The organism is Methylobacterium sp. Leaf99, from assembly GCF_001422375.1.
In the GTDB taxonomy this organism is placed as follows: domain Bacteria; phylum Pseudomonadota; class Alphaproteobacteria; order Rhizobiales; family Beijerinckiaceae; genus Methylobacterium.
On sequence record NZ_LMMU01000001.1, the window covers coordinates 1,525,489 to 1,544,965 of the forward strand.

At 71.5% G+C, this 19,477-nt stretch carries 18 protein-coding genes; 2 read left to right on the plus strand and 16 right to left on the minus strand.

The window, feature by feature from the left end:
- Positions 1 to 193: 193 nt before the first annotated feature.
- The 16 genes from recN to ASF28_RS07090 form a co-directional block, all read right to left on the minus strand.
- Positions 194 to 1,861 (minus strand): DNA repair protein RecN, encoded by a 1,668-nt coding sequence (recN, locus tag ASF28_RS07020; RefSeq protein ID WP_056089455.1) that lies wholly within the window; start codon positions 1,859 to 1,861, stop codon positions 194 to 196.
- A gap of 244 nt (positions 1,862 to 2,105) precedes the next feature.
- Positions 2,106 to 2,984: an outer membrane protein assembly factor BamD gene (locus ASF28_RS07025; RefSeq protein ID WP_056089457.1), complete on the minus strand. Its 879-nt coding sequence runs from the start codon at positions 2,982 to 2,984 to the stop codon at positions 2,106 to 2,108.
- A 275-nt stretch (positions 2,985 to 3,259) separates the two neighbouring features.
- Entirely contained in the window at positions 3,260 to 4,207 is a 948-nt protein-coding gene (gene lpxC / locus ASF28_RS07030) for a UDP-3-O-acyl-N-acetylglucosamine deacetylase (protein WP_056089460.1), read from the minus strand.
- 322 nt (positions 4,208 to 4,529) lie between these two features.
- Positions 4,530 to 6,296: a cell division protein FtsZ gene (ftsZ, locus tag ASF28_RS07035; protein ID WP_056089462.1), complete on the minus strand. Its 1,767-nt coding sequence runs from the start codon at positions 6,294 to 6,296 to the stop codon at positions 4,530 to 4,532.
- A gap of 126 nt (positions 6,297 to 6,422) precedes the next feature.
- Positions 6,423 to 7,745, minus strand: a complete 1,323-nt coding sequence (gene ftsA, locus ASF28_RS07040; protein ID WP_056089465.1) for a cell division protein FtsA — start codon at positions 7,743 to 7,745, stop codon at positions 6,423 to 6,425.
- A 69-nt stretch (positions 7,746 to 7,814) separates the two neighbouring features.
- Positions 7,815 to 8,768, minus strand: a complete 954-nt coding sequence (locus ASF28_RS07045) for a cell division protein FtsQ/DivIB (RefSeq protein ID WP_056089467.1) — start codon at positions 8,766 to 8,768, stop codon at positions 7,815 to 7,817.
- Positions 8,735 to 9,658 carry a D-alanine--D-alanine ligase gene (locus tag ASF28_RS07050; RefSeq protein ID WP_056089470.1) on the minus strand — a complete coding sequence of 308 codons (924 nt, stop codon included), beginning with the start codon at positions 9,656 to 9,658 and terminating at the stop codon, positions 8,735 to 8,737. Before ASF28_RS07050 ends, ASF28_RS07045 begins: the two co-directional genes overlap by 34 nt.
- Before the next feature lie 24 nt (positions 9,659 to 9,682).
- Entirely contained in the window at positions 9,683 to 9,889 is a 207-nt protein-coding gene (locus ASF28_RS07055; RefSeq protein WP_056091362.1) for a type II toxin-antitoxin system HicB family antitoxin, read from the minus strand.
- Positions 9,889 to 10,086, minus strand: a complete 198-nt coding sequence (locus tag ASF28_RS07060; RefSeq protein ID WP_056089473.1) for a type II toxin-antitoxin system HicA family toxin — start codon at positions 10,084 to 10,086, stop codon at positions 9,889 to 9,891. The genes ASF28_RS07055 and ASF28_RS07060 overlap by 1 nt, the downstream gene beginning before the upstream one ends.
- A 238-nt stretch (positions 10,087 to 10,324) precedes the next feature.
- On the minus strand, positions 10,325 to 11,263 hold the full coding sequence (gene murB / locus ASF28_RS07065; RefSeq protein WP_056089475.1) for a UDP-N-acetylmuramate dehydrogenase: 939 nt from the start codon (positions 11,261 to 11,263) through the stop codon (positions 10,325 to 10,327).
- Positions 11,260 to 11,799, minus strand: coding sequence for an endonuclease domain-containing protein (locus tag ASF28_RS21540; protein WP_082476031.1), 540 nt, complete (start codon positions 11,797 to 11,799; stop codon positions 11,260 to 11,262). The genes murB and ASF28_RS21540 overlap by 4 nt, the downstream gene beginning before the upstream one ends.
- A gap of 7 nt (positions 11,800 to 11,806) precedes the next feature.
- Positions 11,807 to 13,222, minus strand: a complete 1,416-nt coding sequence (gene murC / locus ASF28_RS07070) for a UDP-N-acetylmuramate--L-alanine ligase (protein WP_056089478.1) — start codon at positions 13,220 to 13,222, stop codon at positions 11,807 to 11,809.
- A 48-nt stretch (positions 13,223 to 13,270) separates the two neighbouring features.
- Entirely contained in the window at positions 13,271 to 14,380 is a 1,110-nt protein-coding gene (locus tag ASF28_RS07075) for a UDP-N-acetylglucosamine--N-acetylmuramyl-(pentapeptide) pyrophosphoryl-undecaprenol N-acetylglucosamine transferase (protein WP_056089480.1), read from the minus strand.
- 70 nt (positions 14,381 to 14,450) lie between these two features.
- Positions 14,451 to 15,617 carry an FtsW/RodA/SpoVE family cell cycle protein gene (locus tag ASF28_RS07080; RefSeq protein ID WP_056089483.1) on the minus strand — a complete coding sequence of 389 codons (1,167 nt, stop codon included), beginning with the start codon at positions 15,615 to 15,617 and terminating at the stop codon, positions 14,451 to 14,453.
- Positions 15,618 to 15,732: 115 nt separating this feature from the next.
- Positions 15,733 to 16,323 carry an FUSC family protein gene (locus tag ASF28_RS07085; protein ID WP_056089485.1) on the minus strand — a complete coding sequence of 197 codons (591 nt, stop codon included), beginning with the start codon at positions 16,321 to 16,323 and terminating at the stop codon, positions 15,733 to 15,735.
- Between the two features lie 19 nt (positions 16,324 to 16,342).
- Entirely contained in the window at positions 16,343 to 17,449 is a 1,107-nt protein-coding gene (locus ASF28_RS07090; protein ID WP_056089489.1) for a UV damage endonuclease UvsE, read from the minus strand.
- Positions 17,450 to 17,641: 192 nt separating this feature from the next.
- Here ASF28_RS07090 and ASF28_RS07095 point away from each other — a divergent pair, with 192 nt between their 5' ends.
- On the plus strand, positions 17,642 to 17,962 hold the full coding sequence (locus ASF28_RS07095; RefSeq protein ID WP_056089492.1) for a hypothetical protein: 321 nt from the start codon (positions 17,642 to 17,644) through the stop codon (positions 17,960 to 17,962).
- Positions 17,963 to 18,095: 133 nt separating this feature from the next.
- The gene (locus ASF28_RS07100; protein WP_056089494.1) at positions 18,096 to 19,466 is read left to right on the plus strand and encodes a PepSY-associated TM helix domain-containing protein; all 1,371 of its coding nucleotides are present in this window, start codon (positions 18,096 to 18,098) and stop codon (positions 19,464 to 19,466) included.
- Positions 19,467 to 19,477: the final 11 nt, after the last annotated feature.

Consider the following 19,477-nt stretch of genomic DNA (forward strand, 5'->3'; position numbering starts at 1 on the left):
CCTGCGCCGAATCAGGGCGTACCCGTCACCGAGAGAGAGTCCCCGATCATGGTAAACAAACCCTTAAGACATTGGTCCGGGAAATAGACGCTGGATCTCGGCGGGAGCCGAACCAGGATTTGGGGCCTAAGCGTGGTGCCGGATACGACGTCGGGGACGATGTTTTGTGTCAAAGCAGGTTTCCCTGCCCGCCTCACGCCTCCGCCGATTGCAGCAGGCGGGCCGCCGCCGCGCGGGCTTCGTCGGTGACCGTGGCGCCGGCGAGCATCCGGGCGATCTCCTCGCGCCGCGCGGGGGCGGCGAGGGAGGCAACACGGGTGGCGACGCGGTCGCTGCCCTTCACCGGGTCCTTGGCGATGAGGAAGTGCGTCTCGGCCCGGGCCGCGACCTGGGGCGCGTGGGTGACGGCCACCACCTGGACCCGGGTGGCGAGGCGCCCGAGGCGCGCGCCGATGGCATCGGCCACGGCGCCGCCGACGCCCGTGTCGATCTCGTCGAAGATCAGGGTCGGGGCCGAGCCCTTGTCGGCCAGCACCACCTTGAGGGCGAGCATGAAGCGCGAGAGCTCGCCGCCGGAAGCCACCTTCATCATCGGCCCGGGACGGGTGCCCGGATTGGTCTGCGCCCAGAACTCGACCCGGTCGTAGCCGGCGGCATCCCGCGACTCGGGGTCGGTGCCGATCTCGGTGATGAAGCGGGCGCGTTCCAGCTTCAGGGGGGGCAGCTCGCCCTTCACCGCCGCGTCGAGGGCCTTGGCGGCCTTGCGGCGGCCTTCCGTGAGCTTCGTCGCCGCCTTGGCGTAGGCGGCCTCGGCCTCAGCGAGGGTCTTCTCCAGGCCGCCCAGCGCCTCCTCGCCGGCATCGATGGCGGCGACATCCGCGGCGTAGCGCTCGCGGAGGGCCGCGAGATCGTCGACGGGCACGTCGTATTTTCGCGATGCGGCGCGGAGCGCAAACAGCCGTTCCTCGACGCGCTCCAGCTCGCGCGGGTCGAACTCGGCCTCGCGCAGGGCGGCGTCCAGGACCGTGTGGGCCTCGTCGAGGGCGGTCAACGCGGCGTCGAGGGCGGCGACGCAGGGCTCGACCAGGGCGGGCAGCTGCCCGGCGCGGCGCTCGAGCTTGCGCAGGGCGGAGGAAAGGTGGGCGACGCTCGGGCCGCCGGACGCCTCGATGGCCTCGTTGAGTTCGCGGGCGACCTTCTCGCCCTGCTGCATCACCGTGCGGCGCTCGGCCAGGCCCGTCTCCTCGCCGGCCTTCGGATCGAGGGTCTCGAGCTCGTCGACGGCGTGGCGCAGGAAATCGACCTCCTTGCGGGCGGCGTCCACGCGGGCCCGGTGTTCGCTGAGGCCGGTGCGGGCGGCGCGCACGCGCCTGGCCGCCTCCCCCACCTGCCCGAGGGGGCCGTGCAGGCCGCCGAAGGCGTCGAGGATGGCCCGGTGGGTGCCGGGGTCGGCCAGGGCCCGGTCGTCGTGCTGGCCGTGGATCTCGACCAGGGCGGCGCCGATGGCGCGCAGGACCTGCACGCCCACGGGCTGGTCGTTGACGAAGGCCCGGGTGCGGCCGTCGGCCATCTGGATGCGGCGCAGGATCAGGTCGCCCTCGGTGTCGAGGTCGGCCAGGGCCGCGAGCGCCCGGGCGGGGTGGTCGAGGCCGAGATCGAACACGGCGGTCACCGCGCCCTGGGCCTCGCCGTGGCGCACGAGGCGGCCGTCGCCGCGCCCGCCGAGGGCCAGCGCGAAGGCATCGAGCAGGATCGACTTGCCCGCACCCGTCTCGCCGGTCAGGACGCTGAGCCCTTCGCGAAAATTCAGGTCGAGCTTGTCGATGAGGACGATGTCGCGGATCGCGAGCTGGCTCAGCATGCCGCGGGTTCGGCCCTGTTGGAAACGGTGGCCACGTTTGGGTGCCTCTCACGAAACGCCCGTTCGGCGCCGTCCCCGGCGACGGGGGGCGCGGGGGCTTTGCGTGAGGATCTCTTAGCGGGATTCGGGGTCGGACGGAAACGCCTGTCCGCCTCGGCGGAGACGCACGGGCTCCGCCGAAGGGCGGCCCCATGCGGGGCCGCCGGTCCGGATCACCAAGCCCGCGCGGGGCCGCCGGTCCGGATCACTGCGCCTCGGCGGTCCGGCCGATGACGCCGCGGTAGACCTTGCTCAGCCAGGAGGACTTCTCCTCGCGCGGCTCCAGGCCGCCGTTCTGCAGGAGCGCGAAGGCGTCCTTGTACCAGGGGCTGTCGGGGAAGTTGTGGCCGAGGACGGCGGCGGCGGTCTGGGCCTCGGCGGTGATGCCGAGGGCCATGTAGGCCTCGACGAGGCGCTCCAGGGCCTCTTCCGCGTGGCGGGTCGTCTGGTACTTGCTCACCACATCGCGAAAACGGTTGATGGCGGCGGGGAAGTTGCGGCGCTCAAGGTAGAAGCGGCCGACCTCCATCTCCTTGCCGGCGAGCTGGTCGCGGGTGATCTGGATCTTGGCCTTGGCGTCGGTGGCGTATTCCGAGGTCGGATACTTCTGGACGAGCTCCTGCAGGCCGGCCAGCGCCTTCTCGGAGCGGTCCTGGTCGCGGGTCACGTCGGGGATCTGCTTGTAGTGCGACATCGCCATCAGGTACTGGGCGTAGGCCGCGTCCTTGCTCGCCGGGTGGCGCTGGAGGTAGCGCTTAGAGGCCGAGATGGCGTCGTCGTACTTCTGGCCCTCGTAATTCGAGTAGGCCGTCATCAGCAGCGCGCGGCGCGACCAGTCGGAATAGCTGTAGGCCTTGTCGAGCTCGCCGAACTTCTTCGAGGCGCCCTCGTAGTCCTTGTCCTCCATCCGCGCCAGGCCGTCGCTGTAGAGCTTGTCGGCAGGAACATCCGGCACGACTTCCGGCTTGTACTTCTCGGCGAAGGGGTTGATCGAATCGAGGGCGTCGCAGCCGCCGAGGCCCACGCTGCAGAGCGTGAGAAGCACGGCCGCCATCGCACCGCGGTTGGGATGAATGAGGCGCATTCCGGTACTTCCCCCAACAGGCGGCCCGCTCGGGACGCGCGTCGTCAAGCCATCACAGGTGTCGGTCGCGTGGCTGACGGCGTGATGCCACGGTCCGGCTGCGTTGCCCAGCGGACCTTGCTCCGTTTCACGGACGAGTCACCGTGGCGTGCGATTTGGGCGTGAAAGCGGCGGCCCCGCCGGGCCGTGCCGCGGAGGCGTCCGAAACGGTCGCGTGTTGCAGACCGGCTACAGATCCCGCCCGCCACAGATCCTGCCCGCGACGGATCGGCCCCTCAGAGGTCGCCCGCGAAGGCGGCGAGGCCGAGGCTGCTGCCGAACTCGGCGAGGCTGGTCTCGCGGCGCGGGCTCGCGGCCTCGACGATGGCGTAGTTGGAGCGGTCGGAGAACAGGGCGGTGAGCACGCCGACATTCATGCGGTGACCGCCGCAATAGGAGCGGTAGGCGCCCTGGATCGGCAGGCCGGCCAGCGCGAGGTCGCCGACGGCGTCGAGGAACTTGTGGCGCACGAACTCGTCGGCGTAGCGCAGGCCCTCGGGGTTCACGACGGCCGTCTCGCCGACCGCCACGGTGTTCTCGAGGGAGGCGCCGAGGGCGAAGCCCGCCTTCCAGTAGCGCTCCACGTCGCGCATCATCCCGAAGGTGCGCGCGCCCGCGATCTCGCGGCGGTAGGCGGAGGCGGTGAGGTCCATGGCCTTGCGGCTGCGGCCGATCACCGGGTTCTCGAAATCGATCTCCACGTCGAGGCGGAAGCCCCGGTCGATGGGGCGGAGCTCGGCGAAGGCGCGGTCCACCTCGATGCGCACGGGGCGCAGCACCTTGATCCAGCGCCGGGCGGCGCCGCAGGTGGCGAGGCCGACGGCGTCGATGGCCTGGACGAAGGGGCGGGCGCTGCCGTCGAGGATCGGCATCTCGGGGCCGTCGATCTCGACGAGGACGTTGTCGAGCCCGAGCCCGTACAGGGCCGACATCAGGTGCTCGATGGTTGCCACGGCGCCCGTCTGGACATCGCCGATGACGGTGCAGAGCTCGGTGGCGGACACGCAGGCGTGGTGGGCCTTGATGAGGCGGTCGTTGCCCGTGGGCATTCCGGTGCGGAGGAACGCGATCCCGTGATTGGCCGGCGCGGGGTGGAGGGTGATCTCCGCCGGATTGCCGGAATGCACGCCGATGCCCCGCAGGGTGGCCGGTGCCTTGAGTGTCGTCTGCTGGTTCGTTCGCATTCCATAGCCCTCGGCCGTGATCGAACGCAGGCCTCCTTCGAGGGAGGCAAGTCGTTCCCGTGATCCGTCCGCTGCTTGAAGCCCCGCGAGCGCGGGCGGCGAAACCGCCGCGCTTTTCGTTCCAAAATTCGTATAGCCCCGCCCCAAACCGGGACCAAATCACGGTTTCTTACGCTGTGTTACAATGCAGCGTCGGGACGGCGATCGAAAAAGCTTTTTTCGATCAACGATTTAACAACGCATGTCACCCGAGGTCGCGAGACCCCGGGTGCGTTGCAAAAAGACATCAAGCCGGACGGGGATGGGCCCCGTCCGGGAGGGTTCAGTTGGCCTGGCGGCGGAGGAAGGCCGGGATCTCGAGCTGATCGTCGTCCATCATGCGGGCCTGCGGTGCCTGCACACGGCCCTGGGCGTCGAGGTTGCCCTGCGCGGGGCGGTAGCCCTGGGCGACGGGCGCGGGGGCCCGCTTGGCATAGTCGACGGGCGCCTGGGGCACCGGTGCCGCCGGGGCGCGCACGGGCACCGGAACCGGGGCCGGGGCGGCCTCGGCCTCCTCGCGGCGTCCGCCGAAGCCGACGGTGGCGAGGCGGCGCAGGAGGGTCATCCGCTTGGTGTCGGCGGCGGGCTCCACCGGCTCCTCGCCGCGGCTGGCGCGGATCTGGGCCTGGCCGGGCATCGGCAGGTCCTGGATCTGCGGCATGCGCGGCGCGCGGGCCACGGCCACCGCCGGGCGCGGCGGCACGAACGGGCCGGCGGCGAGGACGGGCGCCGGCTCGGGCTGGGGCTGGGGCGCCGGCTCGTACGCCATGGCGGCGCGGGGCTGGGTCTGGGTCAGCACGACCTCGTCGCGGATGACGGGCGCCATCTCCATCCGCACGGGCTCGGGGGCGGCGGCCTCCGGCAGCGCGGGGCGGGGGGCCACCGGCGCCGGAGCGACGGGGGCGGCGCCCAGGGACTGGTTCTGCGCAGCGGTCACGGGCTGGTCTTGTCCTGGGGCACGAAACGTCGGGGCGGGCTGTGCCGCCCGGGCCCTCGCTTCCGCCCGGAGCCGCTCGGCCACTTCCGCGATCCGCTGCTCGGTCTGCTGGATCTCGGGGTTGTTCTGCGAGTGCGCCGTGATCAGGGCCGGCTCGATGCCGGTGGCGACCACGGAGACGCGGATGATGCCGTCGAGGCTCTCGTCGAAGGTGGCGCCGAGGATGATGTTGGCATCCGAATCCACTTCCTCGCGGATGCGGGTGGCGGCCTCGTCGAGCTCGTACAGGGTGAGGTCGTTGCCGCCCGTGATGGAGATGAGCAGGCCGCGGGCGCCCTTCATCGACACGTCGTCGAGGAGCGGGTTGGCGATGGCCGCTTCCGCCGCGCGGTTGGCGCGGTTCTCGCCGGAGGCCTCGCCGGTGCCCATCATCGCCTTGCCCATGCCGCGCATGATCGCGCGGACGTCGGCGAAGTCGAGGTTGATCAGGCCTTCCTTGACCATGAGGTCGGTGATGCAGGCGACGCCCGAGTAGAGCACCTGATCGGCCATGGCGAAGGCGTCGGCGAAGGTGGTCTTCTCGTTGGCGACCCGGAACAGGTTCTGGTTCGGGATGACGATGAGGGTGTCGACGGCGGCCTGGAGCTCCTGGATGCCGGCCTCGGCCGTGCGCATCCGGCGCACGCCCTCGAACTGGAACGGCTTCGTCACGACGCCGACGGTGAGGATGCCCATGTCGCGGGCGGCGCGGGCGATGACGGGGGCGGCACCGGTGCCGGTGCCGCCGCCCATGCCGGCGGTAATGAAGCACATGTGGGCGCCGGAGAGCTGGTCGCGGATCTCGTCGATGACCTCGTCGGCGGCGGCGGAGCCGACCTCCGGGTGCGAGCCGGCGCCGAGCCCCTGGGTCACGCCGAGACCCATCTGGATCACGCGCTCGGCCTTGGACGAGGTGAGGGCCTGGGCGTCCGTGTTGGCCACGACGAACTCGCAGCCGAGGAGGCCCGATTCGATCATGTTGTTGACGGCGTTGCCGCCGGCTCCGCCGACACCGAAGACGGTGATGCGGGGCTTGAGTTCCCGGATGTCAGGTGCCTGCAGACTGATGGCCATGGGTGTCGAGCCTCTCGTGCCTTTCACGTTTCATTTGACGCCTCGAAACGAGGGAGGCGCCGATTTTCGTCTGGCCGTTCGCGCCCACCCCCGATGCCGGGGGTTTGGGGCGCGACGGCGGTCGTTTCAGAAACTTTCCCGCAGCCAGCGCCCGACGCGCTGGATGTAGTTGTCCGTGCCGGTGCGGGCGAAGGCGCCGTGCCCGCGCGGCTCGAAGTGCTCCGCATGCGCCACCTGCGGGTAGACCAGCAGCCCCACCGCCGCCGAGAAGGCGGGTCCCTTGGCCGCCTCGGGCAGGCCGCGGATGCCCAGCGGCCGGCCGATGCGGACCTGGCCCTCCATCACCCGGCGGGCGACTTCCGGCAGGCCGACGAGCTGGCTCGCCCCGCCCGTGAGCACCACCCGGCGCCCGGCCTGGGCCGAGAAGCCGGCATTGCGCAGGCGGTCGCGCACCAGTTCGATGACCTCCTCGACGCGCGGGCGGATGATCCGCACGAGCTGCGAGCGCGGCACGTGGGTGGGGGCGTCGCCCTCGTCCTCGCCGACCCCGTGGACGGCGATCATGTCGCGGTCGTCGGAGGCCGTGGCGATGGCCGAACCGTAGAGGGTCTTCAGGCGCTCGGCGGCCGCGACCCGGGTGGAGAGGCCGCGGGCGATGTCCATGGTGACGTGGTGGCCGCCCACCGCGATGGCGTCGACGTGGACGAGGTGGCCGCCGGAGAACACGCCGACGCTGGTGGTGCCGCCGCCCATGTCGACGACGCAGACGCCCATCTCGGCCTCGTCGTCGACCAGGGCCGACAGGCCCGCCGCGTAGGGGGTGGCGATCACCGCCTCGACGCCGAGGTGGCAATGCTCCACCGCCAACATCAGGTTGCGGGCGGCGGCCGCCTCGCCGGTGACCACGTGGAGGTCGACGCCGAGCGCGTCGCCCATCATGCCGGACGGATCGATGACCGCGCCCTGGCCGTCGATGGCGTAGCCCGTGGGCAGGGCGTGGAGCACGGCCCGGCCGGGGCTGACGCCGTGGGCGGAGGCCGTCTCCAGCACGCGCTCCACGTCCGTGCCCGTGACGGTGCCCGTGCGGGTGTTGACCCGGGCCTCGAAATGCTGGGAGCCGATGCGGCCGCCCGACATGTTGACGATGACCGACTGGACCTCGACCTTGGCCATGCGCTCGGCGGCGTGGACCGCCTGGCGGATGGCGCCCTCGGCGGCCTCGAGGTCGACGATGGCGCCGCCCTTGAGCCCCTGCGAGCGCTGGTGGCCGATGCCGATGATGCGGGCGAAGTGGGTGCGTCCGCGTAAGGTGGAAAGGGCCTCGGCCGGCTGGAGCTCGGCGATGAGGCAGACGATCTTGCTCGTCCCGATGTCGAGCACCGAGAGGGTGGTGCTCCGGCGGGCGGAGAGCGGCTTGAGCCGCGGGGTGAGGCCATGCTGGTGGTGCATCGTGCTACCGGGCCGGGAACGGGGAGGAATTCGGCGGTGACGCGGGATGCGCCGGACGGATCGTGCGGCTCATGTCGCGGTTCCCTTGGCCTTCGGCTTCTTCTGTGATTCGGCGCGGGCGGCGGCGGCTTCCTCGGTGAGGCGCACCACCACCCGGTCGGGCATGCGCAGGTCCACCGCGATGATGTCCTTCTCGAGGATGCGGGCCTCGCGCTCGAGGCGCACCAGGCGGGCGAGGGCTTCCGCCGCCCCCGTCTCGGGCAGGCGGATGTCGACGCCGTCGAGCTTCAGCGTCCAGCGCCGGCCCGAGACGTAGGTCCCGGCCTTGACGCGCTCGGCGAGGGTGCCGGCGGCGTCGATGAGGGCGAGGTAGTCCTTGAGGCGCTCGTTGGCGCCCTCGCCCACCACGAGGGGGAGCGCGGCGTAGCGGTCGTCGCGCATCTCGTCGATCACCTTGCCGTCGGCGGCGATGACGGAGATGAGTCCGTTGCGCTGCCACAGGGCGGCGGGCTCGCGCTCGACCTGGGTGATGACGATCTCGTTCGGGTAGACCTTGCGCACGGAGGCGCTGGCGATGAGGGGCACCTGCATCAGCCGCTCGCGGACTTCGTTGACGTCGAGGAACACCACCGACGAGTGGCCGTCGATGCCGGCGGCCTGGAGCACTTCCCGCTCGTAGAGGCGGGCGATGCCCGAGATGGTGACGCGCTCGACGCCGAAGCCGGCCAGACGCGCGAGGATGTCGAAGGGGCGGCCGTTCTCGAGGACGAAGCGCTCGTAGCGGCCGCTGGCGACGAAGCCGGTCAGCGCCAGGGCGGCGAACGACACGGACATCGTCAGGGTGCCGAGGTGGCGCGGGATGCGCCGCTCGATGGGCAGGGCGAGGCGCGAGCGGCGGCCCGGACCCAGGCGCCGCAGGCGTGCGGTCACGGCGTCGCGCAGGGCGCGGGCCGGGGCGAAGCCTGCGCCGCCGGTATGACCCGGAGCGCTCAGCGGCCCAACGTTGCGTCCTCCACCATCCATTGGACGAGCTCACCGAAACTATAGCCAGCGTGGGCTGCGATCTCCGGCACAAGGCTCGTCTTCGTCATGCCGGGTTGCGTGTTGACCTCCAGGACGACGAGGGCACCGGTTCCACCCGGTGTGTCGTCGAGGCGGAGGTCCGCACGGCTGATGCCCCGGCACCCGAGTGCTTGATGCGCCGTTAACGACAACTCTTGGACACGCTGGTAAAGATTTGGTTTAATTTCTGCCGGGAGGACGTGGATCGACCCCCCCTCGGCGTACTTCGCGTCGTAGTCGTACCAGTCCCCCGACGCGGTCCTGATCTCGATGACGCCGAGGGCCCTGTCGCCCATGACGGCGCAGGTCAGCTCGCGCCCGGCGACGTAGGTTTCGATAAGGATTTCATCGCCATAGCCCCAATCCGCCCGGCCGACCTCCCGGGGCGGCGGCGCGCCCGCGTCGCGCACGATGATGACCCCCATGGAGGAGCCTTCGGCCACGGGCTTGAGCACGTAGGGCGGCGTCAGGACATGCGCGCTCGCGGCCTCGTGACGGTTAACGACGCGGCCCTCGGGGACGCTCACGCCGGCCGCCCGCATGATCGTTTTGGCACGTTCCTTGTGCATGGCCAGCGCCGAGGCGAGCACGCCCGAGTGGGTGTAGGGGATGCGCAGGAGCTCCAGCAGGCCCTGGACCGTGCCGTCCTCGCCCGCCGGCCCATGCAGGGCGTTGAAGGCGACGTCGGGCTTCAGGTCGGTGAGGACCGTGGCGATGTCCGGCCCGACATCGACGCGGGTGACGCGAAACCCCCGGCCTTCGAGGGCCTCGGCGCAGGCGTTGCCGGAATTGAGCGAGACCGGACGCTCGGAGGACCACCCGCCCATGAGGACGGCGACGTGCTGGGACATGATGTTTTCCTCCGATGGCCGCGCTCAGGCGTCCACGTACTCGGCCAGGGATGTCGGCTGCGGGACGGGCTCGCCGTCTTCCTGCAGGCCATCGATATGGAAACGGATCGCGGTGCGAATTTCCTGCTCGACCGCCGCGACCGTTGCGCCCGTTGCGATGCAGCCCGGAAGATCGGGGACATAGGCGGAAAAATTTCCGCCCGCTTTTTCGATGACGACAGCGTAGCGCATCATGCGTCCCTTTCCTTGAGGCCGGCCTGTTTCAGGATGCTTGCCCGCGTTCCCGGAGCGATCTCGTCCGACATCGCGCCCGCGACGGTCACGCGGCCACGCTTTGTGAGGTGCTTGTACTGGCGGTGGCTTCCCCGCGTCGTGACCAGAAACCAACCATCGGCCTCGATCCATCGGATGATCTCACGCACTTTCATGATGGACCATCCGTCGATTCCGATCGCACGCGTGCCCGTTGCCCTTCGGGGGCTTACAATCCAGCGTAATCGGCCTCATCGACCGGGTCGCCCCATTCGGTGAAGGTGACGAACGGGTCCTCAACCGCCGGCAGGCCCGACGGATCGCAGCCTGGAGCGACCGCCGGCTCCGCAGCGACCGGCCGCGAAGATCCAGCCGCATCGCCGTCCAAATCGGGCCGTTCGCGTCCCGCCTCGCTCACGCCACAGCCTCCAAGACGCCAAGGCCGATGCGCTTGATCTCCCAGTGCAGGTCGACGCCGCTGGTCTCGCGCACGCGCCGGCGCACCTCTTCGCCGAGCCCCTCGATGTCGGCCGCCGTGGCGCCGTCGCGGTTGATCAGGAAGTTGCAGTGCATCTCCGAGACCTGGGCGCCGCCGACCCGCAGGCCCCGGCAGCCGGCGGCATCGACGAGCTGCCAGGCCTTGCCCCCGGGCGGGTTCTTGAAGGTCGAGCCGCCCGTGCGCTCGCGGATGGGCTGAGCCGCCTCGCGGGCCGCCGTGACCCGGTCCATCTCAGCCTCGATGGCATCGCGGTTCCCCGGCCGGCCCCGGAACAGGGCATGGGTGAAGATGACGTCGTCGGGGGCCCCGCTGTGGCGGTAGGCGAAGCCCATCTCGGCATGGGTGAACGTCCGCCGGCCGCCCGTCCGGTCGACGCCCTCGGCCGCGATCAGCACGTCCGTGGTCTCGCCGCCATGGGCCCCGGCATTCATGCGGAGCGCTCCCCCGATGGAGCCGGGGATGCCGCGGAAGAACGCGAGCCCGTCGAGCCCGGCCTCCGCCGCCGCCTTGGCGAGGCGCATGTCGGGCACGGCCGTGCCGACGCGGAGATGCTCGCCGTCGATCGCCACCGACCCGAAGGCCTTGCCGCCGAGGCGCACCACCACGCCCGGCACGCCGCCGTCGCGCACGATGAGGTTCGAGCCGAGCCCGATCACCGTGACGGGGGTTTCGGGGTCGAGGCCGGCCAGCAGGGCGGCGAGGTCCTCCGCGTCGGCCGGGGTGAACAGCACCTGCGCCGGACCGCCGACGCGGAACCACGTCAGGTCGGACAGGGGCTGGTTGGCGATGAGGCGCCCGCGCAGGCCGGGCGCGGCCGCGCGGATGGCGGGGGTGAGATCGGGAAAGGCGGTCATGCGCGTTCTCCTCCTCGCCCCGCTTGCGGGGAGAGGGCTTTGTCGACCTTGTCGTCGGCAAAGCGAGGCGGCAGCCGAGGGTGAGGGGGCGATTCCGGAGGAGTCTCACTCGGAAGCCCCCCCTCACCTTCGCCCTTCGGGCTCACGCCGAACCCGACAAGGGGTTCGGCGTCCTCTCCCCGCAGGCGGGGAGAGGGGGGGAGAGCAACGAGGATCGTCGCGACGATCGAATCGGTCTGTTGCATGATATCGGAATTCCAGAAGCGAAGGATGCGATAGCCTCGCTCGGCGAGCCACGAGTCCCTGACGTGATCGCGAGCGTTCTCCGCATGCTGGCTGCCATCCGCTTCGATGACGAGCCTCGCTTCACGGCAGACAAAATCCACGATGTAGGGACCAATCTGTTCCTGACGGACAAACTTGAACCCGGCGAGGCGTCTGTCCCTCAAACGCGACCAGAGGCGCCTCTCGGCATCCGTTTCCTCACGGCGCAGGTGCCGACGAAAGCGTGTCCGAGACGGGGACGATCCACGCATCCACGTCTCACCCCGCCACACCCCCGAGCGCCGCCAGCTCGCCCGGCAGGGCGTAGGCCCACTGGGTGATGTTGCCGGCGCCGAGGCACACCACGTAGTCGCCGGCCTTGGCGCGGCCGGCGACGATGCCGGCGAGATCCTCCGAGCGGTCCAGGGCGATGGCGTCGCGGTGGCCGCGGGATTTGAGGCCCGAGACCAGGCCGTCGCGGTCCATGCCCTCGATGGGGGCCTCGCCGGCCGCGTAGACCGGGGCGACGATGACCGTGTCGGCGTCGTTGAAGCAGGTGCAGAAATCGTCGAACAGCGAGGCGAGGCGGGTGTAGCGGTGCGGCTGCACGATGGCGACGACGTTGCCGTCCGTGGAGGCGCGGGCGGCCTTCAGCACCGCCTTGATCTCCACGGGATGGTGTCCGTAATCGTCGAAGATCAGGGCGCCGTTCCACTCGCCGGTCTTGGTGAAGCGGCGCTTGACCCCGCCGAAGCCGGCGAGCGCCTTGCGGATCGCCTCCGGCTCGACGCCGAGCTCATGGGCCACCGCCAGCGCCGCCGTGGCGTTCAGGGCGTTGTGCTTGCCCGGCATCGGCAGGATGAGGTCTTCCATCTCGAGGCGGAAGCCCGGGCGCCGGTCGCGGATCATCACGCGGAACCGGCTCTGGCCGCCGCGCAGGTCGATGTCGATGAGGCGGACGTCGGCCTGCGGGTTCTCGCCGTAGGTGATGATGCGGCGGTCCTCGATGTGGCCGACGAGGTCCTGCACCACGGGGTGGTCGATGCACATCACGGCGAAGCCGTAGAACGGGATGTTGTCGATGAAGCGCCGGAACGCGTCCTTGACCGCGTCGAACGAGCCGAAATGGTCGAGGTGCTCGGGGTCGATGTTGGTGACGATGGCGACATCGGCGGGCAGCTTGAGGAAGGTGCCGTCGGATTCGTCGGCCTCCACCACCATCCACTCGCCCTCGCCCATGCGGGCGTTGGTGCCGTAGGCGTTGATGATGCCGCCGTTGATGACCGTGGGGTCCATGTTGCCGGCGTCGAGCAGGGTGGCGACGAGGGAGGTGGTCGTGGTCTTGCCGTGGGTGCCCGCGATGGCGACGCAGGACTTGAAGCGCATGAGCTCGGCCAGCATCTCGGCCCGGCGCACCACGGGCAGGCGGCGCTCGCGGGCGGCGACGAGCTCGGGGTTGTCGCGCTGGATCGCCGTCGAGACCACGACGAGGGCGGCGTCCTCCACGTTTCCGGCGGAATGGCCGACGAAGGTGCGGATGCCCTTCTCGGACAGCCGCCGCACGTTGGCGTTGTCGGAGGCGTCGGAGCCCTGGACGGTGTAGCCGAGGTTCATCATCACCTCGGCGATGCCGGACATGCCGATGCCGCCGATGCCGATGAAGTGGATGGGTCCGAGCTTGTCGGGCAGCTTCATGGGATGAACCAGTCCAGGGCGGGGCGCCGGGCGCCCGTCGGGTAAGAATCAGGTGCGGGCGGCCGTGGCGACGACGATGTCGGCGAGGCGTTCGGCGGCGTCGTGAAGGCCCGCGCTTTTGGCCGCTGCCGCCGCCGCGGTCAATTTTTCAGGGTTGGTGAAGCGGTCCACGAGTTCGGCCGCGAGGCGGTCGGGCGTGAACGCGCTCTGGGGAATCGCCAGGGCCGCGCCGAGGGTGGCCAGGGTCGCGGCGTTGGCGGCCTGGTCCTGATCGATGGCGCCGGGGAGCGGCACGAGGATCGACGGCCGGCCGAGGGCGGCGAGTTCCGAGACCGTCGAGGCGCCGGAGCGGCCGATGACGAGGTGGGCGGCGGCCATGCGGGCCGGCAGGTCCTTGAAGAACGGCGCCGCCTCGATCCCGCCGAGGCCGAGGCCGAGATAGAGGTTCTGCACCGCCGTCAGGTCCTCCGCCCGCACCTGCTGCACGAGGTGGAGGCGGGCGCGCAGGTCCGCCGGCAGGGCTTCGATGGCTTTGGGCACCACCTCGCCCATTACCCGCGCGCCCTGGCTGCCGCCGAAGACGAGGAGGTGGAGGGGGGCGCCGGGCTCCACGGAGGGATAGGCCGTGGCGGCGGCCGCGATCACCGCCGGGCGCAGGGGATTGCCCGTGTGGGTGCGCGGCGCCAGGGCCTTCACGGGCACGCCGCGCACCTCCCTGAAACCGGTGGCGATGGCCCGGGCGCCCCGCGCCAGGAACGCGTTGGCCCGGCCCATGACGGCGTTCTGCTCGTGCAGGACCGTGGGCACCCGCAGGATCTGCCCGGCGAGCATGGGCGGCACGGTGGGATAGCCGCCGAATCCGACGATGGCGGCGGGGTCGATGCGCCTGATATGCCGGGCGGCGACGCCGAAGCCGCGTCCCAGGGTGAGGAGCGCGAGGCCGCGCTTCACCGGGGAGCGGCCCGAGGGCGTGGCCGACGCGATGGTGACGATCTCGGAGGCCGGAAACCCCGTGGCGATGGAATCGACCCGCGCGTCGGTGGCGAGCACCACCCGCAGCCCGCGCGCGCGCAGGACGTGGGCGAGGCTCTCGGCCGGGAACAGGTGGCCCCCCGTGCCCCCGGCACAGAGCAGGATGGTAGCGGTGGCGACGGTCAACGCATCACTCCAGCGACGGTCGCCGGGGCGGGGCCCGCGGCACACAAGAGGATGGTAGCGGTGGCAACGGTCAACGCATCACTCCGGCGACGGTCGCCGGGGCGGTGCCCGGCGGCTTCTGGCTCAGGGTGGTGGTGCGCGGGCGCTTGCGGGTCAAGGCGACGAGGAAACCCATGCCCAGCGCCAGCGACAGCATCGACGAGCCGCCGTAGGAGACGAACGGCAGGGTCATGCCCTTGGCCGGCATGAGCTGGACGTTCACCGCCATGTTGATGCAGGCCTGCAGCCCGAACAGGGTGACGAGCCCGGTGATGGCCAACCGCGAAAAGGTGTCGTCCGTGCGCCGCGCGAGCTTCAGGCCGCGCATGACGAGGTAGGCGAACAGGGACACGAGGCCGAGGCAGACGAGGACGCCGAATTCCTCGCCGATCACCGAGAACAGGAAGTCCGTGTGCGCGTCGGGCAGGTGGCGCTTGGCCAGGCCCTCGCCCGGTCCGACGCCGAGCCAGCCGCCGGAATTGAACGATTCGTGGGCCCAGAAGCCCTGGAAGTTGTCGCCGGACTCGGTGTTCATGAACCGGTCGATGCGCTCGCGCACGTGGTACAGGAAGCGGTAGGCGACGCCGACGCCGAGCAGGCCGGCGATCCCGAGGCCGGCGACCCAGAACCAGTGCAGGCCGGCCACGAAGAACAGCGAACACCACACGATGGTGATGAGCATGGTCTGGCCGAAATCCGGCTGGAGCACGAGGGGCACGATGGTGATGGGCAGGAGCAGGATCGCCAGGAGGCCGCCCGGCATGTCGCGGCGCTGGGCCCCCTCCGAGAATGCCCAGGCGGCCACCACCACGAAGGCGGGCTTGACGAATTCCGAGGGCTGCAGGCCGAAGGGGCCGAACTGGATCCAGCGATGCGCGCCCTTGATCTCCGGCCCGAACTTGCCGGCCAGCACGCACAGGACGACGCCCATCAGCCACGTCGCCAGGGCCACGCGCCGGATGTGGCGCAGGGACAGGAACGACACGCCGACGATGATGAGCAGGGTGGGGGCGAGGTAGAGCGCCTGCCGGTTGAGGAAGTGGAAGGTCGGCAGGCCGATCTTCTCCGCCACCGGCGGGCCGCCGCCCATGAGGAAGACGAGGCCCGCCACCATGAGGGCGCCGAGGCCCGCGAGCAGGCCGCGATCGACGGTCCACCACCAATCGGTGAGAGGCGTGCGTTCCGCGCGGGACATCATGGTGAGCGCTCTCCGTGGGGGCCGGGGCGCTCGCCGGAGCAGCCGCAGGCCGCCGGCAGCCTAAGAGCCGGCACGGCGCGATCCTGTGCCGGAATGGTAAACCAATCCTTTGCGATCACACTCCATCCGCGGGATGGCGCATCATCCGCGTCGCCACCCAGCCCACCGCGATGGCGACGGTGACGCCCCAGCCGACCTCGAACAGGCGCGAGCCGAACATCTGCTGGGCGGTGCCGGCATGGGGCACCAGCAGGATGATGGTGGCGGTGACGCCGGCGAGGCGCCCGGCGCTCGCGACGTTGAGGAGCCAGCACGCGGTGAGGGACAGGATGACGGCGACGGCGTAGGCGACGAGGTCCTGGCCGACGGCGCTCAGCACCGCGAGGCCGATGAGGCCGCCCGTGGCCGCCCCCAGGAACTGGTCGCGGGCCATGGTGCGGGTGGCGCGGAACTCCGTCTGCACCACCGCGATGGCCGTGATGGCGCTCCAGAACCCCTCGCGCAGGTTGAGCGCCTGGGTCGGCATGTAGGCGATGAGGGCGGCCGAGGCCGACATCAGCCCGTGCGCGGCCCCGCCGACGAGGCGGCGGCGCAGGGGCAGGCGCTTGCGCAGGCGGGCGAGCTGCTGGCGCAGCCAGCCGATGCGGACCTCGTCCCGCGTCGCCTCGCCCGGCAGGACCGGGGGCTCGCGCAGGTCCTGTTCCATGGGGTTCACGCTCGGGCGCTCAGGCCGCCGCCTGCGGCGCGGCGGCGAGGCCGGGGGCGACCTGCGCGGCGATCTGGCCGGAGGCGGCGTTCTTGCCCTTCGCCTCGATCTCGAAATCCGCCCAGGCGAGGTGGCGGCCGACGAGGGCGTTGACGGCGCGGTTCCACATCATGTCCGAATGGGCCGCCAGATCCCGCCGGGAATGGCCGGCGGCCGAGAGCGCGGCGAAATCCGGCGCGGCCTCGGGGTCGGCGCCCGCCAGCAGGGTTTCGCGGGAGACGCTGATATGCGCGATGGGCCGGACGCCGCGCCAGGACTCGCGCACCCGTGCGATGCGCGGGTCCTCGGGCTCGATGTACTGGCCGCCGCTCTCGACCCAGTGATGGTGGAGGTCGAACACCACCGGCACGGCGTCGGCGAGCTGCAGCACGGTGTCGAGGCCGAAGCAGTTCTCGTCGTTCTCGACGGTGATGAGGTCGCGCGCGGTCTGCGACAGCAGGGGCAGGCTGGCGCGAAATCCCGCGACGCCGGGGTCGCGGGCGCCGACGTGGATGTTGATGTGCGCCCCGTGCGGGTGCCAGCCGGCGCCGTAGCCCATGAGCGCCATCACCTCGGCGTGGTACTCGAACTCGGCGAGGCCGTTGGCCTGCGCGGCGGGGTTGCGCGAGGCGATGACGCAGAACTGCCCCGGATGGAAGCTGAGGCGGACGCCGGCCGCCCGCGCCAGGTCGCCGATGCGGGCGAGGCCGGGCTCGATGAGGGCGCGCATCCCCGCCTCGGCGTAGAGGTCGCTGGCGATGGGGTGGGTGTAGCCGGGCAGCACGTTGCTCGCCATGCGCAGCAGCCGCTCCAGGGGCGGGCGCCCCGCGACCCAGGCGACCTGCCGCTCCAGGGCCCCGAGGTTGTGGCGCGCGAGGGCCTCGAGCTTCGCCCGGCGGGCGCCGGGGGCGAGGCGGGCGAGATTGGCCATGGTGACGTGGGTGAGATTCATCTCCAGGGCGGCCTCGCGGGCGGCCTTCAGGGTCTTGAAGCTCTCCGGCGGGGCTTCGAGGATGAACTTGCAGCAGAAGCCGAGGCGCGGTTCGCCATCGGTGGTCGGCGTGGGTGAGGGCGGGGTCTGGGTCATCCTGGCCCCAACGCCGCAGGGCCGGTTTGGTCCCGCCCGGCCCGGCGCGCGGCGGCCACAGCCCCCGTGAAAAATGTCGCGGCCACGGCGCCCCGCGCGGACGGGCCATTGACGGGCGGGCGGGCGTCGCCTTTATCCGATGCCATGCACGGAGACCGGCCCAGGGGAGCGAGCCACCGCGCGATCATCGCCGTGATCGCGCTCTACGCCCTGTGCCTCCAGGCCATCCTCGGCAGCGCCGCGATCCCGACGCCCATGGGCCAGGAGCCCGGCCTGTGCCTGCACGAGGCCGGTGAGGCCGGGCCGGAGGCGCCCGCCCCGGTCCACGTGCACCTGTCCTGCTGCACGGCGGCTCCGGCGTTCTCGACCCTCGACCTGCCGCCCCTCGTGCCCACCGTCACCGTCTGGCCCGACCGGCGCATCGCCCCCCCGGCGTGGCGCCCCCATGCGGCGGCACGGCCCCGGGCCCCGCCCGAACGGCCCGCACAGCCCCGGGCACCGCCCGTCGCCTGAGGGCGCCCTTCGTCCCCGCCCCCGGCGGTGCGGCCGGCGCCCCGATCCCCGCCCGTCCGCCAGACCGGACGGGTTCGACGGATCGGCCGTGCCCCGTGGCGCGGCCCCGAGCGCTCGTGCCCTCAGGACGACCATGCCCCCCTCCCTTTCCGGCGATGCCGCATCCTTGGCCGCGCCCATTCGCCTCTCCCGCGAGGCGGTCTACCGCGCCGTGTGGCGCTGGCACTTCTATGCCGGGCTGATCTGCCTGCCGTTCCTGATCCTGCTCTCGACCACGGGGGCGCTCTACCTGTTCAAGGACGAGATCAACGCCGCCCTGTTCACCCGGCGCTTCGTCGTGCCCGCCTCGGACCGGGCGCCCCTCGGGCCGGACCGCCTCGTCTACGTGGCGAGCCAGGCGGTGCCGGATGCCACCCCCCTCACCTACCTCGACCCCGCCGGCCCGACGTCTCCGGCCGTGGTCACCCTGGCGAAGGACGGCGCCAAGACCCTGGTCACCCTCGACCCCCGCACGGGCGACGTCCTCGGCCGCGTCGCGGCGGATGCCGAGGTGATGGCGGTGATCCGGCGCCTGCACAGCCTGAGCTATTTCGGACCGATCGCGAACGGCCTCGTCGAGGTGGTGGCGGGCTTCCTCGTCGTGCTCGTGATCACCGGCACCTACCTGTGGTGGCCGCGCGGACGGTCCGGCGGGGTCGTTACGGTCCGGGGCACGCCCGGCCGGCGGGTGTGGTGGCGCGATCTTCACGCGGTCACGGGCCTCGTCGCCGGGGGCGGCCTGCTGTTCCTGGCGCTCACGGGCCTGCCCTGGTCCATCGTCTGGGGTCAGCAGCTGCGGGCCGTGTCCAACGCCGCCGGCCTCGGCCAGCCGAGCGCCCTGTGGGCGCAGGTTCCGGTCTCCCGGGTTCCCATGGGCGCGGCGCTCACCACCGCCGGCTGGGCTCTGGAGGACGCGCCCGTGCCCCTGTCGCGGCCCGCGCCCGGCCGGCCCATCGGCCTCGACCGGGCGGCGGCGATCCTGACGGAGCGCGGCATGCCGGCGGGCTACGAACTCGCCCTGCCCGTGGGCGGGACCGGGGTCTACGCCGCCGCCGCCTACCCGCGCGACGTCACCCGCCAGCGCATGATCTCCCTGGACCAGTACACCGGCCGGGCCCTCGTCGACGTGCATTTCGCCGAGATCGGCCTCGTCGGCCGGGCGATCCAGTGGGGCATCGGCCTGCACAAGGGCGAGATTTTCGGCCGGCTCAACCAGCTCGTCATGCTGGCGGTGTGCCTCGCCTGCCTCCTGCTCAGCGTCACCGCCGGGGTGATGTGGTGGAAGCGCCGGCCCTCGGGGAGTCTCGGCATCCCGCCCTGGCCGCGCGCCCCCGGGATCGTCGCCGGCGTCACGCTCCTCGTCCTGGGCCTCGGCGCCCTGTTCCCCCTGACCGGCGCGGCGATCCTGGCGATGATCCTGCTCGATTGCGGCACGCGCGCCCTCGTCGGGCGGAGCGCGGCCTGAAAACCCATCGC